Source organism: Streptomyces sp. NPDC060031, from assembly GCF_042736805.1.
Taxonomy (GTDB): domain Bacteria; phylum Actinomycetota; class Actinomycetes; order Streptomycetales; family Streptomycetaceae; genus Streptomyces.
Genome location: NZ_JBHWVM010000022.1, coordinates 76,327 through 98,564, shown reverse-complemented (window position 1 = coordinate 98,564; position 22,238 = coordinate 76,327). Strand labels below are relative to the sequence as shown.

Annotated in this window: 20 protein-coding genes; 12 read left to right on the top strand and 8 right to left on the bottom strand. The window is 71.9% G+C overall.

The annotated features are described in order from the left end of the window. Window positions 1–79: 79 nt before the first annotated feature. The 3 genes from ACFWB8_RS13025 to ACFWB8_RS13015 form a co-directional block, all read right to left on the bottom strand. On the bottom strand, window positions 80–334 hold the full coding sequence (locus ACFWB8_RS13025) for a hypothetical protein (protein WP_385225270.1): 255 nt from the start codon (window positions 332–334) through the stop codon (window positions 80–82). Next, window positions 331–765 carry a sigma factor-like helix-turn-helix DNA-binding protein gene (locus ACFWB8_RS13020; RefSeq protein WP_385225268.1) on the bottom strand — a complete coding sequence of 145 codons (435 nt, stop codon included), beginning with the start codon at window positions 763–765 and terminating at the stop codon, window positions 331–333. The genes ACFWB8_RS13025 and ACFWB8_RS13020 overlap by 4 nt, the downstream gene beginning before the upstream one ends. 61 nt (window positions 766–826) lie before the next feature. Next, window positions 827–1,354 (bottom strand): MarR family winged helix-turn-helix transcriptional regulator, encoded by a 528-nt coding sequence (locus ACFWB8_RS13015; protein WP_385225266.1) that lies wholly within the window; start codon window positions 1,352–1,354, stop codon window positions 827–829. 245 nt (window positions 1,355–1,599) lie between these two features. Here ACFWB8_RS13015 and ilvA point away from each other — a divergent pair, with 245 nt between their 5' ends. The 4 genes from ilvA to ACFWB8_RS12995 all read left to right on the top strand — a co-directional run bounded on the left by ilvA (window position 1,600) and on the right by ACFWB8_RS12995 (window position 5,042). Next, on the top strand, window positions 1,600–2,832 hold the full coding sequence (gene ilvA, locus ACFWB8_RS13010) for a threonine ammonia-lyase (protein WP_385225264.1): 1,233 nt from the start codon (window positions 1,600–1,602) through the stop codon (window positions 2,830–2,832). 117 nt (window positions 2,833–2,949) lie between these two features. Continuing rightward, the gene (locus ACFWB8_RS13005; RefSeq protein WP_385225262.1) at window positions 2,950–3,474 is read left to right on the top strand and encodes a hypothetical protein; all 525 of its coding nucleotides are present in this window, start codon (window positions 2,950–2,952) and stop codon (window positions 3,472–3,474) included. Between the two features lie 150 nt (window positions 3,475–3,624). After that, window positions 3,625–4,314, top strand: coding sequence for a transposase (locus ACFWB8_RS13000; protein WP_385225260.1), 690 nt, complete (start codon window positions 3,625–3,627; stop codon window positions 4,312–4,314). Continuing rightward, window positions 4,272–5,042 carry an ABC transporter permease gene (locus ACFWB8_RS12995; RefSeq protein ID WP_385225278.1) on the top strand — a complete coding sequence of 257 codons (771 nt, stop codon included), beginning with the start codon at window positions 4,272–4,274 and terminating at the stop codon, window positions 5,040–5,042. The genes ACFWB8_RS13000 and ACFWB8_RS12995 overlap by 43 nt, the downstream gene beginning before the upstream one ends. A 72-nt stretch (window positions 5,043–5,114) precedes the next feature. Here the strand turns inward: ACFWB8_RS12995 and greA are convergent, their stop codons facing one another. Further along, a complete protein-coding gene (gene greA / locus ACFWB8_RS12990; protein ID WP_385225258.1) occupies window positions 5,115–5,612 on the bottom strand; it encodes a transcription elongation factor GreA in 498 nt (165 codons plus the stop codon). A gap of 196 nt (window positions 5,613–5,808) precedes the next feature. Beyond that, on the bottom strand, window positions 5,809–6,222 hold the full coding sequence (locus ACFWB8_RS12985) for a DUF4307 domain-containing protein (protein ID WP_385225256.1): 414 nt from the start codon (window positions 6,220–6,222) through the stop codon (window positions 5,809–5,811). 120 nt (window positions 6,223–6,342) lie between these two features. On the opposite strand from ACFWB8_RS12985, the gene mca reads away from it, so the two are divergent. After that, window positions 6,343–7,224, top strand: coding sequence for a mycothiol conjugate amidase Mca (gene mca / locus ACFWB8_RS12980; RefSeq protein WP_385225254.1), 882 nt, complete (start codon window positions 6,343–6,345; stop codon window positions 7,222–7,224). A 2-nt stretch (window positions 7,225–7,226) separates the two neighbouring features. After that, window positions 7,227–7,454, top strand: coding sequence for a hypothetical protein (locus ACFWB8_RS12975; RefSeq protein ID WP_385225252.1), 228 nt, complete (start codon window positions 7,227–7,229; stop codon window positions 7,452–7,454). Window positions 7,455–7,553: 99 nt separating this feature from the next. On the opposite strand, the gene ACFWB8_RS12970 is transcribed toward ACFWB8_RS12975, so the two are convergent. After that, window positions 7,554–10,814, bottom strand: a complete 3,261-nt coding sequence (locus ACFWB8_RS12970) for a tetratricopeptide repeat protein (RefSeq protein ID WP_385225250.1) — start codon at window positions 10,812–10,814, stop codon at window positions 7,554–7,556. A 127-nt stretch (window positions 10,815–10,941) separates the two neighbouring features. Between ACFWB8_RS12970 and ACFWB8_RS12965 the strand changes: the two genes are divergently transcribed. After that, entirely contained in the window at window positions 10,942–11,694 is a 753-nt protein-coding gene (locus ACFWB8_RS12965; protein WP_385225248.1) for a DUF4344 domain-containing metallopeptidase, read from the top strand. A gap of 33 nt (window positions 11,695–11,727) precedes the next feature. On the opposite strand, the gene ACFWB8_RS12960 is transcribed toward ACFWB8_RS12965, so the two are convergent. Beyond that, window positions 11,728–12,294 carry a Uma2 family endonuclease gene (locus ACFWB8_RS12960; RefSeq protein WP_385225246.1) on the bottom strand — a complete coding sequence of 189 codons (567 nt, stop codon included), beginning with the start codon at window positions 12,292–12,294 and terminating at the stop codon, window positions 11,728–11,730. Window positions 12,295–12,506: 212 nt separating this feature from the next. On the opposite strand from ACFWB8_RS12960, the gene ACFWB8_RS12955 reads away from it, so the two are divergent. The 5 genes from ACFWB8_RS12955 (at window position 12,507) to ACFWB8_RS12935 (ending at window position 21,448) form a co-directional block, all read left to right on the top strand. Continuing rightward, window positions 12,507–14,567, top strand: a complete 2,061-nt coding sequence (locus tag ACFWB8_RS12955) for a thioredoxin domain-containing protein (RefSeq protein ID WP_385225244.1) — start codon at window positions 12,507–12,509, stop codon at window positions 14,565–14,567. 239 nt (window positions 14,568–14,806) lie between these two features. Then, the gene (locus tag ACFWB8_RS12950; RefSeq protein ID WP_385225242.1) at window positions 14,807–16,132 is read left to right on the top strand and encodes a glycosyltransferase; all 1,326 of its coding nucleotides are present in this window, start codon (window positions 14,807–14,809) and stop codon (window positions 16,130–16,132) included. Beyond that, entirely contained in the window at window positions 16,129–17,817 is a 1,689-nt protein-coding gene (locus ACFWB8_RS12945; protein WP_385225240.1) for an ArnT family glycosyltransferase, read from the top strand. The genes ACFWB8_RS12950 and ACFWB8_RS12945 overlap by 4 nt, the downstream gene beginning before the upstream one ends. Window positions 17,818–17,823: 6 nt before the next feature. Further along, complete coding sequence (locus ACFWB8_RS12940; protein WP_385225238.1) at window positions 17,824–18,999, top strand: glycosyltransferase; 1,176 nt, start codon at window positions 17,824–17,826, stop codon at window positions 18,997–18,999. Between the two features lie 22 nt (window positions 19,000–19,021). Then, window positions 19,022–21,448: a galactose oxidase-like domain-containing protein gene (locus ACFWB8_RS12935; RefSeq protein WP_385225236.1), complete on the top strand. Its 2,427-nt coding sequence runs from the start codon at window positions 19,022–19,024 to the stop codon at window positions 21,446–21,448. Here ACFWB8_RS12935 and ACFWB8_RS12930 read toward each other — a convergent pair. Continuing rightward, window positions 21,445–22,137 carry a hemolysin III family protein gene (locus ACFWB8_RS12930; RefSeq protein ID WP_385225234.1) on the bottom strand — a complete coding sequence of 231 codons (693 nt, stop codon included), beginning with the start codon at window positions 22,135–22,137 and terminating at the stop codon, window positions 21,445–21,447. The two genes, ACFWB8_RS12935 and ACFWB8_RS12930, sit on opposite strands and share 4 nt — an antisense overlap. Window positions 22,138–22,238 lie beyond the last annotated feature (101 nt).

Here is a 22,238-nt window from a genome sequence, read left to right as displayed (position 1 = left end):
GGGGGCGGGGGGCGGCCCCCCCCCGGGCGCCCGGCGCCCCGCGGCGGAGCTGATACGGCCGGGCGGAGCCGGCGCCCCGCTACCAGCCCTCCAGCGGCGGGGACACTCCGCTCGACGGGGTCGTCCACGCGTGGGTCAGCGAGGCCCACACCAGCAGGGCCACCACCGCCGCGAACAGCAGGGTCCAGCAGGCCCGCCGCAGGACCCGGCGCCGGCGCCGCAGCCGGTCCCCGCGGGCGGCCGCGCCGGCCGCGAGGCCGGCCGGGACCACCGGGTACGGGCCGTCCATCAGCCGCCTGACCTGGGCTTCCTTGTGATCCGGGACCCCGCTCACGCCGCCTCCCGGGACCTCATCGCGGTCACCGCCCGGTGGCAGAGCGCCCGGACCCGTTCGACCGGCAGGCCCAGCTGCGCCGCGGTGACCTCCTCGGCGACCCCCTCGTAGATCCGCAGCACCAGCACGAGCCGCTCCAGCGGGCCCAGCCGCGCGAGTACGCCCGTACCTCCGTGGTGGCGCCAGGCGGTGCGGGCGTAGGACGCGCACAGCTCCTGGCGGGTGTGGTCGTACGGGTCGTCCCCGCGCAGCCGGCGCCAGTTCGCGTACGTACGGGCCAGCGCGCCGTCGAGCAGGGTGCGTGCGAGGGGGGCGTCGGCCTCGGGCTCGGCCGTCAGCAGGATCGCGACGCGCAGGAGCCGCCCCGCCGCGCCCGCGACGAAGGCCTCGAACTCCACGTAGCGGCCCGAACGGTGGTCCACAGGCCACATAGTGCGGCCTGCGGGTCCACCCGGGTCAAGAGGTCGGACGCACTCCGGATAGACCGGCGCCTCAGGACGCGGGTCCGGCCTCGGCCACGGCCACGGACGCCATCAGCTCCGACAGCGAGAGGTTGAAGCGGGTCAGCAGCGAGGTGAACACCTCGCGCTCCTCCTCGTTCCAGCCCTCCGTCACCCGCGCCATCAGCTCGCGCCGCGAGGAGCGGACCTCCTCCAGCCGCGACAGCCCGCGCGGGGACAGCGCCAGCACCACGGCCCGGCCGTCCTCGGGATGCGAGGTCCGCTTGACCAGGCCGCTGTCGACCAGCGGCGCGACCTGCCGGGTGACGGTGGAGGAGTCGATGCCCATGCCGCCGGCGAGCGCCTTGACGCCCATCGGCCCCTCCAGGTCGAGCCGGTTCAGCAGCAGGTACGCGGCCCGGTCCATCGAGTTGCGGGCCTGGCCGACCCCGCCCAGGCGGGTCTGCTCGGCGCGCCGGGCGAAGACCGCCACCTGGTGCTGGAGCGCGTCGAGGAGACCGGCTTCGGCGGGCGCGCCGGCTGGCGCGGGCAGGTCGGAACTGGCCGGGATGGAGGGCATGGCCGTGGGCTCTCTTCGCGTGGGGCCGACAAGGATGGGGGACAGAGTACGCGGACGCGCGGCGGCTCGTACTCCGCGTACGAGAACTGATACGGCCAGTACGGAGCCAGGTTGCCGGGGTGTCCCGGATGGCCGGATTCCGCCCCTTCTCCGGGCTCTCGCGAGGGCCTCTCCGGGCTCTCGCGAGAGCCTCTCCAGCCCCTCGCCACGGCGCCGCGATCCGCGCGGGCTGCCAGACTGGCCGCATGAACTACCGCGTGCCCGAGCCCGTCCCGCAGGTCATCCTCGACGACGTCCGGGGGGCTCAGAAGATGCTCTCGGGCGTCTCCCGGGTCACCGCGATGGAGGGCAGCCGGCACCTGTCCGCCCTCACCGGCTCCCCGGTCCACCTCAAGTGCGAGAACCTCCAGCGCACCGGCTCCTTCAAGCTGCGCGGAGCGTACGTGCGCATCGCGGGCCTGCGCCCCGAGCAGCGCGCCGCCGGCGTGGTGGCGGCCAGCGCCGGCAACCACGCGCAGGGCGTGGCCCTGGCCTCCTCCCTCCTGGGGGTCCACTCGACGGTCTTCATGCCGTTCGGGGCCCCGCTGCCGAAGGTGGCCGCGACCCGGGACTACGGCGCCGACGTGCGCCTGCACGGGCAGGTCGTCGACGAGACGCTCGCCGCCGCGCAGGACTACGCGGACCGCACCGGGGCGGTGTTCATCCACCCCTTCGACCACCGCGACATCATCGCGGGCCAGGGCACGGTCGGCCTGGAGATCCTGGAGCAGTGCCCGGAGGTGCGCACCATCCTGGTGGGCATCGGCGGCGGCGGTCTCGCGGCCGGTGTCGCGGTCGCGGTGAAGTCGCTGCGGCCGGACGTGCGGATCATCGGCGTCCAGGCGGCGGGCGCGGCCGCGTACCCGCCCTCGCTGAAGGTCGGGCACCCGGTGTCGATCGACCACCCGAGCACGATGGCGGACGGCATCAAGGTCGGCCGCCCCGGCGACATCCCCTTCAAAATCATTGGCGAACTCCTCGACGACGTCCGTACGGTCTCCGAGGACGCGCTCTCCCGCGCGCTGCTGCTCTGCATGGAGCGGGCCAAGCTGGTGGTCGAGCCGGCCGGGTGCAGCCCGGTGGCCGCCCTGCTGAGCGAGCCCGAGCTGTACGGCGGCGGCCCGGTCGTCGCCGTCCTGTCCGGCGGCAACGTCGATCCGCTGCTGCTCCAGCGGATCCTGCGGCACGGCATGGCGGCGGCGGGCCGCTACCTGTCGCTGCGGCTGCGCGTGGCGGACCGGCCGGGGGCCCTGGCCGGGCTCCTGGGGGTGTTGTCAGTGGTGGATGCGAACGTGTTGGACGTGAGCCACGTACGGACCGACCCGCGGCTCGGGCTCACGGAGGTGGAGGTGGAGCTGCACCTGGAGACGAAGGGGCTGGACCACTGCGCCGAGGTCGCGCGGTCGCTGCACAACGCGGGTTACAGGGTCATGAGCTAAAACACGACATCTCTAGGTCCTGACCCGCTCATGGCTGATAATCACGTGCACAACGAGGCGAATTCACGGCGGATGTGTGAAAGTCCCGCCGTGTTCACATGGGGTGGGAGTGTCACGGTGTACACACGCGTAAGACCGCAGGCGGCGGTCGTCATCGCCCTGGCCGCGTCGGCGGCCCTCGCCCTGACGGGCTGCTCGGCCGACACCCCCGCCGGCAAGCCTGCCGCCGCGAAGGCGGCCGCGACGACGACCCCGCCCCCGAAGCCCACCCCCAACAACACCGGTGCGCCGCTGACCCGGGACGCCGTGGACGGAGAGGTCCGGTCGGCGCTGCGCACGGCGGGCCTCGACCCCGAGAAGGGGAAGGCCACCACCGCCGGGGCCTCCGGCACGAAGAACGCGAGCCTGGTCGACTGGACCGCCATCCTCTCCACCCAGCAGGCCGACTGGGCCCTGCCCAGGTTCGGGCAGCAGCTGGAGCACCTCGGCTGGAAGTCGCACCCGGTCGGCACCGCGACCCTCAGCTACGAGAAGACCGACTGGGTCCTGCTCGTCGGCAGTGTGAAGCAGGCGGACGGCGTCACCCTGCGCACCGGCGAGAGCCTGCTCACCGTGAACGTCACCTACCTCGGCGCGGGCTGACGCGGCGCGGGCCGATGCGGCCGATCGGGTGAAGCCCGCCCGGAAAGCATATGAACAGATCCCTAAGGGCTGGCTCTTGTTCTGGCGAAGCTGACGGCCCTCCTTGAAGACGATAGCGAGGACGCGACGGATGTCCTGGCTGAGGATGCAGTGGCTGAGGTGAAGGCCGCACTCATGGAGAAGGAGGCGACGCTTCGGGAGGAGCGGGATCGGGTTGCCGGCTGGTTGGCTGAGGCTGAAGGTCAGACTGCACGCGTACAGGGGGTGATCGATGTCGTGGAAAACCTGTCCACCAAGATCACGGACTTTACGGAGGAACAGCGGCGGGACCTCCTGACGATGCTGGACGTGCGGGTTCAGGTCATGGCTCCGGGTAAGCGGCAGCGCCAAGGAAAACCCGACCCCCTGACGGAGTGGCATCGGGAGACGGGGACGGTCGTGCCTCTTGAAATCACTGATGAACAGTGGGCTCAGATCGATCCTCTGTTGCCCTCGTCCCGTCAGCAGGGTTCACCCAAGCGTGAAGTGTTTGAAGCGATCTTGGGCAAGCTGCGAACCGCCTGCGCTTGGAACGAGGTGACTGTCTCTGCCAACGCCTGGAACGCCGTACGGCGCCGCTCTGAGGTGTGGCGCACCGGCGGGCGCTGGGAAGAGGCCATGAGGGTTCTCGGCGCGGTGGAGGGCGTACCTGTGCCCCCTCTGAGGACTCTGCCCCCGATGGTGGTGACTGGGGTGGTTGACCCGACCTACACCACACAGGCCCTGGAGGAGCGCGGGGAGGACCAGGAAGCCGCGAGCTGCAACCGGACTTTTACCACTGCACAGTCTTCCCCGAGATGATCATCTTCGGCGTGATCCAGCCGGTGATGTTCGTGGTCCTCTTCAGTTACGTCTTCGGCGGCTCGATCAGCGTCGGCGGCAGCACCTCGCCCGCCGCCTACCGCGAGTTCCTGATGGCGGGCATCTTCGCCCAGACCGTCACCTTCGCCACGGCCGGCGCGGGCGCGGGCATCGCGGACGACATGCACAAGGGCCTCATCGACCGCTTCCGCTCACTGCCCATGGCCCGCGGCGCGGTCCTCACCGGCCGTACCCTCGCCGACCTCGTCCAGACGACGCTCACCGTCGTCGTCCTGGCGATCGTGGCCCTCATCGTCGGCTGGCGCACCCACGAGAACATCGGCAAGGTGCTCGCCGGCTTCGCCCTGCTGCTCCTGCTCGGTTACGCGTTCTCCTGGATCGGCGCCCTGATCGGCCTGTCGGTGCGCACCCCGGAGGCGGCCACCTCGGGCGGGCTGATCTGGCTCTTCCCGCTGACGTTCATCTCGAACGCGTTCGTCCCCTCCGACAACATGCCGACCTTCCTGCGGCACATCGCGGAGTGGAACCCCTTCAGCGCCACCGTCCAGGCGGCCCGCCTGCTCTTCGGGAACCTCCCACCGGGCTACGAGGCCCCGCAGGCCTGGCCGATGCAGCACCCGATCCTGGCGTCCGTCATGTGGTCGCTGCTGATCATCCTGGTCTTCCGCACGCTGGCGGTCCGCAAGTACCGCTCGGCGACGGCGTAGGGCGCGGCAGCGGAAAGAAGCCCGGCCGGGGGAGACCCGGCCGGGCTTCTTTTCATCGGAACAGGGGGGTGATCAGCCGGTGAAGGGCTTGACGTCGAGGATCTTGACGGAGGCCTTCTTGCCGTTCGGCAGCTCGTACTCGGCGTCCTCGCCGATCGTCTTGCCCATCACGCCGCTGCCCAGCGGGGACTGCGGCGAGTAGGTCTCGAAGTCCGAGGACGCGTACTCGCGCGAGGCCAGCAGGAACTCCATGGTGTCGCTCTCGTCGCCGTCGAAGGCGATCTTGACCAGGGTGCCCGGGGCCACCACGCCGTCGGAGGCGGGCGCGGTGCCGACCTTGGCGTTCTCCAGGAGCTGCGTCAGCTGGCGGACGCGAAGCTCCTGCTTGCCCTGCTCCTCCTTGGCCGCGTGGTAACCGCCGTTCTCACGGAGGTCACCTTCCTCACGGGCAGCAGCGATCTTCGTCGCGATCTCCGTGCGTGCGGGACCAGAGAGGTAGTCCAGCTCCGCCTTCAGCTGGTCGTACGCCGCCTGGGTCAGCCAGGTGACGCTTTCGCTCGTCTGGGTCACGGGGTGCTCCTCGTCGGTACAGGGGGACTACATGGCCGCCAGCGGCGGACGAAACCACGAGCCTAACAATTCGGGAAGAAAAGGGGGAGGACCCGAAGGCGTCCCGGGGGTCCCCGATCACCCCGGCCACGCGCCCGGGCCCCGGGCCGCGCCCAGGGTCACCCCGGGCGTGTTCCCCGCGGAACGGCCGGATCCGTCAGCGCTTCGCGGCGGCGGGACGACAGCCGACGAGCTCGATCACCGCGGCCCGGCCGGTGGTCTTCAGCGAGACGACCTCGTCCACGCGCGTGTCCTTCTGCGCGAAGGTGAAGTCCGCGCGACCCACCTCGCCGTGCTCCTTGTTCTGTGAGCTCAGAGTGCACACCCCGGCGATCGAGGCCTCCTTGCGCACCTCCAGGTGCACCTTCACCTCGGTGTCCGAGACGACCTGGAACTTGATCACCTCGGCGCTGACGGTCTGCCCGGCGACGTAGTCCCAGCCGATCCAGCCGACCACGGCCAGCAGCCCGACGCCCAGCACCGACCCGACGATCTTGAGCTTCCGGTCCGCACGCTCGTCCGCCGACCGGCCGTACCGGCCCTCGGGCAGTCCCTCGCGCACCGCGCTCATTGATCGATCCTTTCGAGAGGGCGGGACCGGGCCTTCACAGGCCCACCCCAGGAATTTTCCGTCCCCCGATTCGGTCACTATAGAAGCCGCCCACCCTGACGAATCACAGAGGATCCTGTCTTGACCGAGCAGCTTCGACTGATGGCCGTCCACGCCCACCCCGACGACGAGTCGAGCAAGGGCGCGGCCACCATGGCCAAGTACGTGTCCGAGGGGGTGCCCGTGCTGGTCGTGACCTGCACCGGCGGCGAGCGCGGCTCCGTCCTGAATCCCAAGCTCCAGGGTGACAAGTACATCGAGGAGCACATCCACGAGGTCCGCGCCAAGGAGATGGACGAGGCGCGCGAGATCCTCGGCGTGCAGCAGGAATGGCTGGGATACGTCGACTCCGGGCTCCCGGAGGGCGACCCGCTGCCGCCGCTGCCCCAGGGGTGCTTCGCACTGGAGGACATCGACGAGGCGGCCGGCCGCCTGGTGAAGAAGATCCGCGCCTTCAGACCGCAGGTCATCACCACGTACGACGAGAACGGCGGCTACCCGCACCCCGACCACATCATGACCCACCAGATCTCGATGGTCGCCTTCGACGGCGCCGCCGACACCGAGAAGTACCCGGAGGCCGAGTTCGGCCCGGCGTACCAGCCGCAGAAGCTGTACTACAACCAGGGCTTCAACAAGCCGCGCACCATCGCCCTGCACGAGGCGCTGCTCTCGCGCGGCATGGAGTCCCCGTACGGGGAGTGGCTGGAGCGGTGGAAGGAGTTCGAGCGCACCGAGCGGACCCTGACCACGCACGTTCCCTGCGCGGACTTCTTCGAGATCCGTGACAAGGCGCTCATCGCGCACGCCACGCAGATCGACCCCGACGGCGGATGGTTCCGCGTCCCGATGGAGCTCCAGAAGGAGGTCTGGCCGACGGAGGAGTACGAGCTGGCGAAGTCGCTCGTCGACACTTCCCTCCCCGAGTCCGACCTCTTCGCTGGCATCCGGGACAATGCCTGACTATGAGCGCTACGCAGGCAGCACTGACCCAGCTCCTTCCGCTGGCGGGTGACACCTTCGACAAGAACAAGGTGACCCCCGGAATCCTGGGCTTCATCGTGTTCGCGGCCCTCGCCCTCGGGGTGTGGGGCCTGATGAAGTCGATGAGCCGGCACATGGGCCGGGTGGACTTCAAGGAGGCCCCCGAGCCCGCCCCGACCGCGGGCCAGGACGGCTCCCGGACCCCGTAGCCCCCGGGCTGCCCCGCACGACCGCCGCCACCGCCCCGAAAAGGGGTGGGGCGGCGGGTTCGGCGCGCTCTCACCTGCACCCCCCCGGGGGGGCGGGCCTCAGGCCGGCACTCCCATGATCTCCTGCGCGTGCAGGTTCGGGACCAGGGAGAGCCGCCAGGCCTGCCAGCCCTCCGAGGGGTCGACACCGCGGGCCAGGATGAGCCCGTACGTCTCCAGGCAGTCCTCCAAACGTCCGTCCCGCAGCGGGTGCGGTGCGCCGGCCAGGCGGGCGAGTTCCGTCCGGGCCTCCTCGGGGGCGCTCGGGAGCGCGTACGGGAGCAGGGTGCAGCGCAGGAAGCGCGCCCAGTCCTCGCCGCGCCGGTCCCCGTACGAGATGAACAGCCGGACCGCCTCCTCGCACAGGCCCAGCGCCTGCGCGATCTTGGCGTTGCCCGCGTCGACGACCGCGAGTTCCAGACAGGTCCAGGCCTCGCCGTGGGCCAGGCCGATGCGCCGGAAGTCCGCCCGCGCGTCCACCAGCAGCTGGCGGGCGAAGCCGGAGTTCCTCAGGTTCCCCGTCTGGACGGCGCGCTGGTCGCGCGTCACCCGGCCCGAGTGGTGGCGGGCGTGGGCCAGCCCGTACACGTCCCGCATCCGGGAGAACATCGTGCGGGCCCGCTCCAGCTCCCGTATCGCCCGGTCGCGCTCGCCGTCCTCCTCCAGCGCCTGCCCGAGGTAGAACAGCGTCCACGCCTCGCCGCGCGCGTCCTCAGCCTCGCGGTGCCGGGCGAGCGCCTCGCGCAGCCGCTCCACCGCCGCACCGGGATCCCCGTCGACCACCCGGGCCCGGCCGAGCTGGGTCAGCGCCCAGGCCTCGCCGCGGTCGTCGCGCGTGCGCCCGTACAGGTCCAGGGCCAGGCGCAGCTCCGCCTCCGCCCGGTCCACCTCGCCCAGGCGCAGGTGCACCTGGCCGAGCTGGAAGTGCGCCCAGGCCTCGCCGTGCACGCTCTCGCTCTCCCGGTGCAGGGCCAGGGACTGCCCCAGCAGCCGCCGTGCCTCCGCCAGGCGTCCGAGGTCGCGCTCGACCGCCGCCAGGGCGTGCAGCCCCCAGGCCCGGTCGCCCGCCAGTTCCTCGGGCGCCTGCAGGGCGAGGGCCTCGCGGATGCGGGCGGCCGCCTCGGGGAGGTTGCCCTGGTGGTGCAGGGTGATGCCGAGGGAGATCAGGGCCATGCCCGCGCCCGCTTCCTGGCGGGCCTCCATGTACTGGTCGACGACCGAGGTCAGGGTGGTGCGCGCCTTGTCGAGGTCACCGAGCTGACGGGCCGCGATGCCCGTGCGCCACTGCACGGAGCGCCCCAGCAGCCCTTGGCCCCCGGCCTCCACCGCCTGGGTGAGCTCGTTGATCTCCCCGAGGCGGTACAGGTCCCCGCGCAGCAGGCAGAAGTCACAGAGCGCGCCGAGCAGGTCCAGCACCGCCTGCTGGTCCACGCCCTCCGAGTGCCGCAGCGCCGCCGTGATGAAGCTCGACTCGTCGTCCAGCCAGCGCAGGGCCGCGTCGAGGGAAGGGAAGCCGTGGCCGTCGAAGTGGTTGGCGCGGGTGGACATCTTCCCGTCGACCATGCGGATCACCGAGTCCGCGAGCTGCGCGTAGTTGCGGATCAGCCGCTCGTGCGCGGCCGCCGCCTCGGCCCGGTCCTCGTCCGCGGCGAGCCGAGCCGCGGCGTACGAGCGGACCGCGTCGTGCATCCGGAACCGCTCCCCGCGTACGTGGTCCAGCAGTCCCGCGTCCGCCAGCTCGCGCAGCAGCCGCCCGGCCTCCGCCCGGTCCGCGTCGATCAGCGCGGCGGCGGCCGCCACGCCGAGAGAGGCCCGGCCGGCCAGGGTGAGGCGGCGCAGCAGCCGGCGCCGCTCCTCGGGGAGGCGTACGTAGGCCAGGTCCAGGGCCTGCTCCAGGGGGGCCTGCGAGCCCGCGGCAGAGCCGCCGTCCGAGGCCCGCGCCGAGCCGAGGGGCGCCAGCACCCGCAGCGCGAGCGGCAGCCCCGCGCCCAGCTCCAACAGCCCGGCCTCCGCCGCGGCCCCGGCCGCCGCCCCGGCGCCGCCCGCCGCCCGCGCCCCGGAGCGCAGCACCTCGGCCGCCTCCGGCTCCGCCAGGCGCGTCACCGGCAGCTGGTGCACCCAGGCCGGCAGGTCCGCGGGCAGCTCCAGCGGCTCCCGCGCGGTGACCAGCACGAGGCTCTCGGAGCGCTCCGGTACGAGGAGCCGTACCTGGGCCGCGTCCACGGCGTCGTCGAGCACCACCGTCACCGGGAGCCCTTGCAGGTGCTGGTGGTACAACTCGCCGAGCCTGCGCACCTGATGCTCCGCCGAGGCGCCGTCGCGGAAGAGCAGCTGCTCGCGCGGGGCGCCCAGCCGGTTCAGCAGGTGCAGCAGTGCCTCCCGGGTCGGCAGCGGGGCCTCGCCGCCGCCGGAGCCGCCGCCGGAGCCGGTGCCGCCGCTGCCGGCACCGGTCGATGCACCCCGCAGGTCCACCACGCAGGCGCCCCGGAACTGGTCCCGCAGCTCGTGGGCCGCCCGGAGCGCCAGCGTGGTGCGGCCCACCCCGGGCTCGCCGTGCAGCACCACGACCACCGGCCGGGTGTCCGTACTGGCCCGGGCGGTCTGTACCCACTGTGCGATCCGGGTCAGCTCCGCCTTGCGTCCGGCGAACGCCTCGTCCTGGTGCGGGAGTTGCCCGAAGGACTGCTCCAGGGCGCTGCGTCGGCGGGCTTCCGCGCTGCGGTCGACGGTCCGGCGCGGCGGGATGCCGTTGCCGGTGCGGGGCGCGCGGGCCGCCGCGGCGACCGTGCGCTGCTGCTCCAGGAACGGGCGGATCCCGCGCACCTCCAGGGCCGACAGCCACTGGAGCCTGAGCTGCTCGGCCCCGCCGGGCCGGCCCAGCTCCCCGGCGCGGCGGTTCGCGGCCGGCAGGTGCAGGGCGGTCACCTTGGCGACCGTCGCCGTGGCCCCCGCGACCCCGGCGATGGCGCCCGCCGTCAGCGAGGTGCCCACGGCCACCCCGAAGGCGAGGTCCGCCCCGGCCGCAGCGAGCGCGGCAACCGCCGTGACCAGCAGGGCCGTTGAGGTGTTGGTGCGGCGGAAGGCGTCGCCGATCGACTCGTCCCCGGCCGCCGCCTCGTCCAGGGCCCGTACGTATGCCTCGTACTCGGGGGCCGCGCTCGCCGCGAGGGCGTCCAGCGCCTCCTTGCCGCGGGCCAGCAGTGCCGCCTTGTTCGGGGGAGGCTCGGACCCGCCCGCCGCCGCGGGCGCCGTCCGCCGGGCCTCCTCGTCGATGGCCCGGCCCAACAGTCGTTCGGCCTCACTGCGATGGCTGTCCCGCATCGGCATCCCCTCAGAGAGCTGGCTCCGCAACCGAGCCCCAAGTGTCCGCCGGGACTCCGGCGAGCGCGAGGGAATCTGAGCTAGTTCAGAGGGAGTTGCAGCAGATTCGGTCGCATATGGTGGCCTGATGGGGAACCGCTGGGGGGCGTGGGGACTGTGCGCGGCGCTGCTGTCGCTGTCGGCGACCGGATGTGAACTGCCGTTGCCGGAGAAGGGGTTCGTGGTGACACGCCACGAGAAGCCCGTGGCGGCCGATGCCGGGAGCGCCCGGTTCCTGAAGCAGTGGGGGATCGACACGATGGCCGTCGACCAGCTGAACGCGTACGTCGACCTCCCCCACCGGGTCACCGTGGTCTCCCGCTCCTGCGCGGGCGAGGGCGCCGGATACGACCCCGGGGCCCACCGCATCGAGCTCTGCTACGACGACTTCACCGAGGACCTGGAGCTGCTGCGGCGGGCCGGGGCCGGGGCCGGGGACGAGGCGTTCTCCGACCTCGTCCGGGAGACGCTCTTCCACGAGGCCGGCCACGCGCTGATCGACGCGCTGGACCTTCCGGACGCGGGCGACCGGGCCGAGGAGGACGCAGCCGACCGCTTCGCCCGGCTGATGTTGCTGGGTCAGGGGAAGAGCGGCGAGGGGGCGCTCCTGACCGCCGCCCGGGGCTACGACCTCGCGGCGGCCGACTCCCCCGAGGTGGACCCGCAGGACGAGCACGCCCCCGACACCGAACGCGCGGAGGGCCACCGCTGCGCGGTCTACGGCGCGGCCCCCGCCCGGCACGAGGACCTCGCCACCCCGGCCCGCGCCGACTGCGGCGCGACCTGGATCCGGACCCGTGACGCCTGGACCCGCGACCTGGCCCCGCTCCTTCGCCGCTGATCCGGGCGCGTGCGTGAGGAAATCCCCGCGCTGTCAGATGGCTCCCAGATCGGCGGTGACGGGGAAGGGCGCGGCAGCTTTGATCAGGCCGGTGAACATCTCGCCGTCCCGGTAGGCCTTGGTGGCGGGGTCGAGAACGTAGGTGTAGACGATCGGGACACCGGTGGCGGCCTGCTCGATGCGCCAGTAGAAGGGGATGCCGGCCTTGGCGTACTGGTCCACCTTCACGATCCGGTCCGTGGTCTCCGAGCCGGGCGACACGGCCTCGACGACCAGGAGTACGTGTTCGGGGCGGGCGGGCGTGAGGTCGATGGTCTTTGCCCGGTAGACGATGACGTCCGGACGGCGGTTGGTGAGGGGAACGTCCTGCAGGCGGACGTCGAAGTCCGTATCGGCGTTCCAGTCCGGGCCTGCGGCGGCGTCCAGGACATTGGCCAGGATCCGGGCCAGCCGGTTGCGCCGCCTGGAGGCGCTCGGGCCCACCACGACCATCCCGTCGACGATCTCGATGCCGGCACACTGTTCCTCGGACCAGGAGTCGTACTGCTCCGCGCTGATCTGGGTGTGCATCCACGCGGGCGCCACCATCTCGGCGGTCATGGTGTGCCTCCTTCGAGGAGCCTCGACAGTTCCGGCGCTGCTGGTCGCAGCCTACTGTCCCGTGATGCAGAGGCGCCCGATTTCGCACGAGCGTGATCGCCTCCCCCCTCTCTCTTCACTGTTTCGGCGCACCGACGGCCCTGGGACCTGCGGGGCCCTTGCCGGGCTCGTCGAACCCCGCCCGGCGAGGGCGCTGTGAGAGGCTGGGTCACATGAACCGGTTGGCTGGTGTGACCTCGCCGTATCTGCTTCAGCACGCCGACAATCCCGTCGACTGGTGGCCCTGGACGCCGGAGGCTTTCGAGGAAGCACATCGGCGCAACGTGCCCGTTCTGCTGTCGGTCGGCTACTCGGCGTGCCACTGGTGCCACGTGATGGCGCACGAGTCCTTCGAGGACGAGCTGTCGGCGGCGTACATGAACGAGCACTTCGTCAACATCAAGGTGGACCGCGAAGAGCGGCCCGACATCGACGCCGTGTACATGGAGGCCGTGCAGGCGGCCACCGGTCAGGGCGGCTGGCCCATGACCGTCTTCATGACCCCCGAGGCAGAGCCGTTCTACTTCGGGACCTACTTCCCGCCCGAGCCCCGGCACGGCTCGCCGTCCTTCATGCAGGTCCTCGAAGGCGTGCGGAGCGCCTGGGTGGGCCGCCCCGAGGAGGTGGCCGACGTAGCGCAGCGGATCGTACGGGACCTCGCGGGCCGGCAGCTGGACTACGGGAAGGCCGGCCTCCCCGGGGGCGAGGAGCTCGCGCGGGCGCTGCTCGGTCTGACGCGGGAGTACGACGCCACGCGCGGCGGGTTCGGCGGCGCGCCGAAGTTCCCGCCGTCCATGGTGCTGGAGTTCCTGCTGCGCCACCACGCCCGGACCGGGTCCGAGGGGGCGCTGCAGATGGCCGCCGACACCTGCGAGGCGATGGCCCGGGGCGGGATCTTCGACCAGCTCGGCGGCGGCTTCGCGCGGTACTCGGTGGACCGGGAGTGGGTCGTCCCGCACTTCGAGAAGATGCTGTACGACAACGCGCTGCTGTGCCGGGTGTACGCGCACCTGTGGCGGGCCACCGGGTCGGACCTGGCCCGCCGGGTGGCGCTGGAGACGGCCGACTTCATGGTCCGCGAACTGCGCACCGGCGAGGGCGGTTTCGCCTCGGCGCTCGATGCCGACAGCGAGGATCCGCTGAGCGGCAAGCACGTGGAGGGGGCGTACTACGCCTGGACCCCGGGCGGGTTGGCCGAGGTGCTCGGCGAGGCCGACGGGGAGCTGGCGGCCGCGTACTTCGGGGTGACCGACGAGGGCACCTTCGAGCACGGCACGTCGGTGCTCCAACTCCCGGCCGGGGGGCCCGCCATCGACGCCGGGAAGGTCGCGGAGATCCGGGAGCGGCTGCTGGCGGCGCGCGCGCGGCGTCCGGCGCCCGGCCGGGACGACAAGATCGTGGCCGCCTGGAACGGGCTGGCCATCGCCGCCCTCGCCGAGTGCGGGGCCTTCTTCGACCGGCCGGACCTCGTGGACCGGGCCACCGAGGCCGCCGATCTGCTGGTCAGGGTCCATCTCGACGTGGCGGCCGGGCGGGCCCGGCTCGCGCGGACCAGCAGGGACGGCAAGGCCGGGGCCAACGCGGGGGTGCTGGAGGACTACGGCGATGTCGCCGAGGGGTTCCTGACGCTCGCCGCCGTCACCGGCGAGGGGGTCTGGCTGGAGTTCGCGGGCTTCCTCGTGGACCTGGTGCTGGACCTGTTCACCGCCGAGGACGGGTCGCTGTACGACACCGCGCACGATGCCGAGCAGCTGATCCGCCGACCCCAGGACCCCACCGACACGGCCGCCCCCTCCGGCTGGACCGCCGCCGCGGGCGCGCTGCTCGCGTACGCCGCGCACACCGGCTCCCGGGCGCACCGCACGGCGGCCGAGCGGGCGCTCGGGGTGGTGCAGGCGCTCGGGCCGCGCGCCCCGCGCTTCATCGGGCACGGTCTGGCGGTCGCCGAGGCGCTGCTCGACGGGCCGCGCGAGGTCGCGGTCGTCGGGCATCCCGAGGACCCGGCGCGGGCGGAGTTGCACCGGACCGCGTTGCTGGGGACGGCTCCCGGGGCCGTGGTGGCGGTCGGTCTGCCGGGTGCGGAGGACGGGAGTGCGGGGGAGTTCCCCCTTCTGGCCGAGCGCACACTCGTGCGCGACCTTCCGGCGGCGTATGTGTGTCGACATTTCGTCTGCGCGCGGCCTACGACGGACCCGGTCGAGCTGGCCGAGCAGTTGGGGACGGTTCGCCCCTGAAAATGCCGGAGTGCCGTCAATTCCGGTTACTTGTAGATCTCTTCGGAAACACGGTTTTTATCCAAGCGGCGTCCCGGCTTCATCTTCGGTGCCTAGTCTCATGGCCTCGGGTGTCACGGAGACACCGAGGCGGGCACCGGGGGGTGCGCGCGCTGGGGGAAGCGGGGGCGGTGGGCCGGGGGGCCCGCCGTGAGCCCTCGGGGGGTTTGACGATCGCCGCCTGGGGTTGCGGCATGTCTATGGGGGACAATTTGTACACCTCCGTGTTCATTTCTGTCGTTTCGCTTGCGCTCTTCTGGATGGCCGCGTTCACGCTCTGGTGGCAGATGCACGCGTGGCGAACACCCGAGACGCTGGCATCCACCCGCTTCGACCGGCCGGACGGCGACGGCTGGCTGGCCTTCTCGCTCCTCCTGCCGGCCCGCCACGAGCAGGCGGTCTTGGAGCACACCATCGAACGCCTCCTCGAATCGAGCCACACCGACTACGAGATCATCGTGATCGTCGGCCACGACGACCCGGAGACGGCCGCCGTCGCCGAGCGGGCGGCAGCCCGCGCACCCGGCCTGGTCCGGGTGATCACCGACCACAACGAGACGAAGAACAAGCCCAAGGCCCTCAACACCGCGCTCCCGCACTGCCGGGGCGACATCGTCGGGGTCTTCGACGCCGAGGACCAGGTCCACCCCGAGCTCCTCGCCCATGTGGACCACGCCTTCCGCGCCACCGACGCCGACGTGGTCCAGGGCGGGGTCCAGCTCATCAACTTCCACTCCAGCTGGTACAGCCTGCGCAACTGCCTGGAGTACTTCTTCTGGTTCCGCTCGCGCCTGCACCTGCACGCCGAGAAGGGCTTCATCCCGCTCGGCGGCAACACCGTCTTCGTCCGCACCGAGGTGCTGCGCGAGGCCGGCGGCTGGGACCAGAACTGCCTCGCCGAGGACTGCGACCTCGGCGTGCGGCTCTCCTCCGTCGGCAAGAAGGTGGTCGTCGCCTACGACTCCGACATGGTCACCCGCGAGGAGACCCCGGGCTCGCTGATGAGCCTGCTCAAGCAGCGCACCCGCTGGAACCAGGGCTTCCTCCAGGTCTACCGGAAGAAGGACTGGCAGCAGTTGCCCGGGCGCGGCCAGCGCTGGCTGGCCCGCTACACGCTGATGACGCCGTTCATGCAGGCCACCTCCGGCGTGATCATTCCGCTGAACTTCGCCATCGCGCTCTTCCTCGACGTGCCCGTGGGCATCGCGATCATCACCTTTCTCCCCATGATCACGGCCCTGGTGACCTTCGTCTTCGAAATCGTCGGCCTGCACGACTTCGGCCGCCAGTACGGCCTGCGCGTGCGCTTCGTGCACTACCTCAAGCTCGTCGTGGGCGGCCCGTTCTACCAGGTCATGCTGGCCGGCGCCGCGATCCGCGCGGTCTGGCGCGAGCAGCGCGGCCACAACGAGTGGGAGCTCACCAGCCACACCGGCGCGCACCTGACGCCGAGCACCGCCGCCGCCACCGCCGCCGCCACTGCGACCGCCACTGCGACCGCGATCCGAAAGGACGTCCACCAGTGACCGCCACTCTGCCCACGGCCACTGATCCCCAGCCCCAGCCCCAGCCCACGACGACCACCGTCCCGGCCCAGCGCCGCGCCGGCAGCAGCGGCGGCGGTCTCGGGGTCCGGCCGGCCGCGCCCGCCCGGGAGCTCGTCCGCTTCCGCTCCTCCCGCCCCGACCTGCTCCTGTGCGGGGTCCTGCTGCTGGCGATCGTCGTCGTACAGGGCTGGAACATCGGCAACTTCCCGACGCTCAGCGACGACGAGGGCACCTACCTCGCCCAGGGCTGGGCCGTCCAGCAGGGCCAAGGCCTCGCCCACTACACGTACTGGTACGACCATCCGCCCCTCGGCTGGATCCAGCTCGCGGGCCTCACCTACCTGCCGTCCCTCTTCGTGCCGGACTCGATGACCGTCGCGCCGATGCGGTTCTCGATGCTCGCCGTCTCCGCGGTCAGCGCGGTCCTCATGTACGTCCTCGCGCGCCGGCTCCTGCTGCCGCGCTGGGCGGCGGGGCTCGCGATGGGCCTGTTCGGGCTGTCCCCGCTGTCCGTGGTGCTCCAGCGGGAGATCTTCCTCGACAACCTCGCCGTGATGTGGATGCTGCTGGCCTTCTGCCTCGCGGCGTCCCCCAGCCGCCACCTCTGGCACCACTTCGGGGCCGGGCTGGCGGCCGCCACCGCCGTCCTGACCAAGGAGACGATGCTGGTGGTGCTGCCGGCGCTGCTGGTGACGATGTGGCGCCACAGTCACCGCGACACCCGGAAGTTCGCCGTCACCGGGGCCATCACCGCCTGCACGCTGATCGGACTGTCGTACCCGCTCTACGCCCTGCTCAACGGCGAGCTGCTGCCCGGCTCCGGGCACGTCTCCCTCATCGACGGCATCACCTACCAGATGGGCCGCGCCGGCTCCGGCTTCATCCTCGACCCCGGCTCCGGCTCGCACGGCGTGTTCCGGTCCTGGCTGTACTACGACACCGTCCTGCCGCTCGGCGGACTGGCCGGCGCCGTCCTGCTGCTGGCCACCAGCCGCCGGTCCGTCACCGCCCGCGCGCTGGCCGGCCCCGCGCTGGCCGCCGTCATCCTCGCGCTCGTCGCGATGCGGCCCTCCGGCTACCTGCCCGCGATGTACGTGATCCAGGCACTGCCGTTCCTGGCGCTGGTCCTCGCCGGGGGCGCGGCGAGCATCACGCACGCCGTCCTGCGCCGCCGCCGTACGCCCGGGGAACGCAGGCTGTCGGTGTACGCGCGCCGGGCGCTGGTCGGCGCACTCGCCGCCGCTGCCGCCGTGTACGTCCTGCCGCGCTGGTACGACGGCGACCGCACCGCCCTCACGGTCGACGCGAACGCCCCGTACCGGCAGGCCGCGGCCTGGCTCGGCCGCGAGGTCGCCGACCCCGCCCACACCCGGGTCCTGCTCGACGACGCGCTCTGGCTGGACGCCGTCCACCAGGGCTTCGAGCCGGGGCTCGGCGCCATCTGGTTCTACAAGGCCGACCTCGACCCCGCCGTCACCAAGACCCTGCCGCGCGGCTGGCAGGACATCGACTACGTCGTCTCCTCGCCGACCGTGCGCAGGGACGCGGTGCAACTGCCCAACGTGAAGGCGGCGCTGGAGCATTCGACCACGGTGGCCGTCTTCGGCTCGGGCGAGGACCGCATCGAGATCCGCCGCACCAACGGCACGCAGAGCGGGAGCTGAGCCGACATGGGCGAAGACCTGTGGGCTCCGCACGCCCTGGGCGATCCGGAGCTCAGCCCTCCGCCGGCGTCCGCCCCGGGCGGCGTCACCCTCGTCATCCCGACCTTCAACGAGGCGGGGAACGTGGGGGAGTTGCTGAAGCGGCTCGGCGCGGCCCTGCCCGCGCACCTGCCCTGCGAGGTGCTGTTCGTGGACGACTCCACGGACGACACCCCGGCCGTCATCGAGCAGGCGGCCCCGCAATGCGCCTTCCCGGTGTCCGTCCTGCACCGCGAGCGCGCCGACGGCGGGCTCGGCGGAGCGGTCGTCGAGGGGGTGAAGCGGGCGGGCACGGAGTGGATCGTCGTCATGGACGCCGATCTCCAGCACCCGCCCCACCTGGTCCCCGAGCTCGTCGGCGAGGGCGAGCGCACCGGCGCCGAGCTCGTGGTCGCCTCCCGCTACATCGCCGGCGGCAGCCGCGCCGGACTCGCCGGGAGCTACCGGATCGCCGTCTCGCGCGCCGCGACCTGGCTCACCAAGGGACTCTTCCCGCGCGCCCTGCGCGGGATCAGCGACCCGATGAGCGGCTTCTTCGCCATGCGCCGCTCGGCCGTCACGGCCCCGTCGCTCAAACCCCTCGGCTACAAGATCCTGCTGGAGCTGACCGTCCGCTGCCGGCCCGCGAAGGTCGCCGAGGTGCCGTTCGTCTTCCAGGACCGGTACTCCGGCGAGTCCAAGTCCACCGCCCGCGAGGGCCTGCGCTTCCTGGCCCACCTCGCCGCGCTGCGCACGGCGAGCACCCCGGCCCGGATGATCGGCTTCGGCCTGATCGGGCTGTCGGGCTTCGTCCCGAACCTGCTCGCGCTGTGGCTGCTGACCGGGACCGGCATGAACTACCTCGCCGCCGAGATCGTCGCCAACCAGGCCGGTGTGCTGTGGAACTTCCTCCTCATCGAGACCCTGCTGTTCCGCGACCGCCGCCACCGCCACCGGGCGGACCGGGCCGGGCGTTTCGCGCTGCTCGCCAACGCCGACCTGCTCCTGCGCATCCCGCTGATCGCGGTGTTCGTGGCCAGGCTCGGCATGGCCGTGCTGCCCGCGACCGCCCTCGCGCTGGTCACCACGTTCTTCCTGCGCTTCGCGGCGACGGAGACCCTCGTCTACCTCCCGCGCAGGGCAGGCCGTACCACCAGGAGTTGAGCCGCACCGAAGGGACCCTTCCATGCCATTGAAGATCCGGCGCCGGGCCGGGCGGCGGGCCGCCCTGCTGGCCGTCGGGGCGATGACCGCGGGCCTGCTGCTGACCGCACCGCAGCAGGCCACGGCCGGAGCGCCCAATCTGCTCACCAACCCCGGATTCGAGACCGCCGGCGCGCCCGGCGCCGACATGCCGTCCTGCTGGGCGAAGTCCGGCTGGGGCGACAACGACTTCTCCTTCGCCACCGTCGCCGACGCACACGGCGGCACCAAGGCCATGAAGGTCTCGCTCACCCGCCGGGTGGACGGCGACCGCAAGGCCCTGGTCACCGAGAACGCCACCTGCGCGCCGACGGTGGTGCCGGGCCGGCAGTACGACCTGTCCGCCTGGTACAAGTCGAACACCCCGGACGTGTCGGTGACGGTCTTCCGGCACGACACCGTGGCGGGCTGGCAGTACTGGGCCGACCTGCAGAACCCGCCCGTCAGTGCGGGCTGGGCGCGCACGGAGGTCCGTACGCCCGCCGTACCGCCCGGCACCGACAAGATCACGTGGGGGCTGTCGGTCTACGGGGTCGGCACGCTCACCACCGACGACTACGCGCTGGAGGAGGTGGGCGCGGCCGGGCCGCAGCCCGGCTGCACCGGGACCCCGCAGGAGTGCGCGAAGGGCAAGTGGGAGGTGATCGGGGCCAAGAACCCGGTCCGCTCCATGCACGCGGTGGTGCTGAGGAACAGCAAGGTGCTGCTGATCGCGGGCTCGGGCAACGACATCGCGCAGTTCAACGCGGGCACCTTCACCTCGGCGGTGTACGACCCGGCGAACGGGTCCTTCAAGACGATCCCGACGCCGGTGGACATGTTCTGCTCGGGCCACGTGCAACTGTCCGACGGCCGGGTGCTGGTGATGAGCGGGAACAAGGGCTACCCCACCGCCGACGGCAAGATCGGCTACCAGGGGCTGAAGGACTCGTACGTCTTCGACCCGGCCACCGAGAAGTACACGAAGACCAACGACATGAACGGCGGGCACTGGTACCCGTCGGCGACGGTCCTCGGCAACGGCGACGTGATCTCCTTCGGAGGCCTGAAGGAGGACTCGACGGGCAATGTGACCGCGGAGAAGTTCTCGGCGGCGCAGGGCCGGTGGCTGCCGATGAACGAGGTCAACCAGACCTGGTCGTACTGGGGCCTGTACCCGTCGATGATCCTCATGCAGGACGGGCGGCTCTTCTACTCGGGCAGCCACACCTTCGGCAACGGCACCCCGGGCAGCGGCGCGTCGATCTACGACTACGGCGCCAACACCGTCACGGACGTGCCCGGGCTCAGGAAGAAGGACGAGCGCGACGAGTCGGCGAGCGTGCTGCTGCCCCCGGCGCAGGACCAGCGGGTGCTGACGATCGGCGGCGGCAACAACGAGTCCAACCCGGCGGCGCACCGGCTCACCGACCTCATCGACCTCAAGGCGGCGAGCCCCGCGTACACGGCGGGCCCGGACCTGCCGCAGGGCCTGGTCGACGCGGGCGCGGGCAAGCGGCCGCAGACCGGGGCCGAGGGGAAGATGTACGTGTCGGCCGTGCTGCTGCCGGACGGCAAGGTGCTGGAGACCGGCGGCGGGCTGCACGACCGGGCCGACCCGGTGTACGAGGCCTCGTTCTTCGACCCGGTGTCGGGCACCTACCAGGCGGGGCTGCCCGCCGACCCGATCCCGCGGACGTACCACTCGGCGGGGTTCCTGCTGCCCGACGGGCGGGTCATGACGGTCGGCGACAACCCGGGCAACGGCACGTACGACCACAACGTGTCGATCTACACGCCGCCGTACCTCTTCAAGGGCGCGCGCCCGCAGCTCACCTCGGTGATCGACACGCAGTGGGTGTACGGGGACACGCAGCGGATCACCGTGGACCGGCCGATCGCCAAGGCCGAGCTGATCCGCCCGGCGGCGGTCACGCACTCCTCGGACCCCAACCAGCGGTTCGTGGACCTGCCGATGACCGTGGTCAACGGCACCACCATCGACCTCAATGTCACCAGCAACCCGAACCTGGCACCGCCCGGCTGGTACATGCTCTTCGGGGTCGACGCGAACGGCGTCCCGTCGCTCGCGAAGTGGGTCCACCTGGGCGGCCCCTCGGCCCTGTCGGCCGAGACTCCCTCGGCGCACGTCCACGAGTTCGCGGACGCGCCGCAGGCTGCCCCGAAGCCCAACCCGGCCCCGCGGGACTCGGTCCCGGTCGCGCCGGGCGTGGCCGGCTGCGACCGCCACTACGGGTCGGTCAACGTGTGCGTGCCGACCCGGTTCCCCGCGGAGGTGCAGGAGACGACGAAGGCCCGCTGCGACTGGCTGTCCGCCCACAAGTACCCGCCCGCCCTGAAGGTCAACGGCAGCGACCCGCTCCTCCTGGACCCGGACCGCGACGGCTTCGCCTGCCGGAGCCGCAGCTAGTGCGAGTACGCGGCCAGGGAGATGCCGACGTAGTGGGCCACGAAGGCCGCCAGCGTCAGTGAGTGGAAGACCTCGTGGAAGCCGAAGAAGCGTGGGGAGGGGTTGGGGCGCTTCAGCCCGTAGATGACCCCTCCCACGCTGTACAGCAGGCCGCCGACGATCACCAGGACCAGGACGGCGATGCCGCCGGTGCGCATGAAGTCGGGCAGGAAGAAGACGGCCGCCCAGCCCATGGCGATGTAGCACGGCGTGTACAGCCAGCGCGGGGCGCCGACCCAGAAGACACGGAAGGCGATGCCGGCGGCGGCCGCGATCCAGACCGCCCACAGCAGGGTCCGCCCGGTGGAGGGCGGCAGGAGCAGGACGGTCAGTGGGGTGTACGTGCCCGCGATGATCAGGAAGATGTTGGCGTGGTCGAGCCGCCGCAGGATGGCCTCGCCGCGCGGGCCCCAGGTGCCGCGGTGGTAGACGGCGCTGACGCCGAAGAGCAGGCAGGCCGTGAGGATGTAGACCCCGCACGCCACCCGCGCCCGGGCCGAGTCGGTGAAGGCCATCAACACCAGGCCCGCGATCACGACGGTGGGGAACATCCCCGTGTGCAGCCAGCCGCGCATCAGCGGCTTGGCTTCCGGTTCCGGGGCGGCATCCGGCACATCCGGCACGGCCACGGCAGCGGCGTCAGAAGTCATGGCGACATGCTACCTACGGGTCCGTAGGTTTCCGTTAGTGAGCTTTACGGAAGATTGACCGGAGTGGCGATGCTCACGTGAGAGGCCCCCTGGACATATGC

Excerpts from the sequence above, each read along its gene's own strand:
- ACFWB8_RS13020 (WP_385225268.1), bottom strand. The coding sequence starts at position 765 with ATGTGGCCTGTGGACCACCGTTCGGGCCGCTACGTGGAGTTCGAGGCC.
- ACFWB8_RS13015 (WP_385225266.1), bottom strand. The coding sequence starts at position 1,354 with ATGCCCTCCATCCCGGCCAGTTCCGACCTGCCCGCGCCAGCCGGCGCG.
- ilvA (WP_385225264.1), top strand. The coding sequence starts at position 1,600 with ATGAACTACCGCGTGCCCGAGCCCGTCCCGCAGGTCATCCTCGACGAC.
- ACFWB8_RS12985 (WP_385225256.1), bottom strand. The coding sequence starts at position 6,222 with ATGAGCGCGGTGCGCGAGGGACTGCCCGAGGGCCGGTACGGCCGGTCG.
- ACFWB8_RS12975 (WP_385225252.1), top strand. The coding sequence starts at position 7,227 with ATGAGCGCTACGCAGGCAGCACTGACCCAGCTCCTTCCGCTGGCGGGT.
- ACFWB8_RS12970 (WP_385225250.1), bottom strand. The coding sequence starts at position 10,814 with ATGCGGGACAGCCATCGCAGTGAGGCCGAACGACTGTTGGGCCGGGCC.
- ACFWB8_RS12965 (WP_385225248.1), top strand. The coding sequence starts at position 10,942 with ATGGGGAACCGCTGGGGGGCGTGGGGACTGTGCGCGGCGCTGCTGTCG.
- ACFWB8_RS12960 (WP_385225246.1), bottom strand. The coding sequence starts at position 12,294 with ATGACCGCCGAGATGGTGGCGCCCGCGTGGATGCACACCCAGATCAGC.
- ACFWB8_RS12955 (WP_385225244.1), top strand. The coding sequence starts at position 12,507 with ATGAACCGGTTGGCTGGTGTGACCTCGCCGTATCTGCTTCAGCACGCC.
- ACFWB8_RS12950 (WP_385225242.1), top strand. The coding sequence starts at position 14,807 with ATGGGGGACAATTTGTACACCTCCGTGTTCATTTCTGTCGTTTCGCTT.
- ACFWB8_RS12940 (WP_385225238.1), top strand. The coding sequence starts at position 17,824 with ATGGGCGAAGACCTGTGGGCTCCGCACGCCCTGGGCGATCCGGAGCTC.
- ACFWB8_RS12935 (WP_385225236.1), top strand. The coding sequence starts at position 19,022 with ATGCCATTGAAGATCCGGCGCCGGGCCGGGCGGCGGGCCGCCCTGCTG.
- ACFWB8_RS12930 (WP_385225234.1), bottom strand. The coding sequence starts at position 22,137 with ATGACTTCTGACGCCGCTGCCGTGGCCGTGCCGGATGTGCCGGATGCC.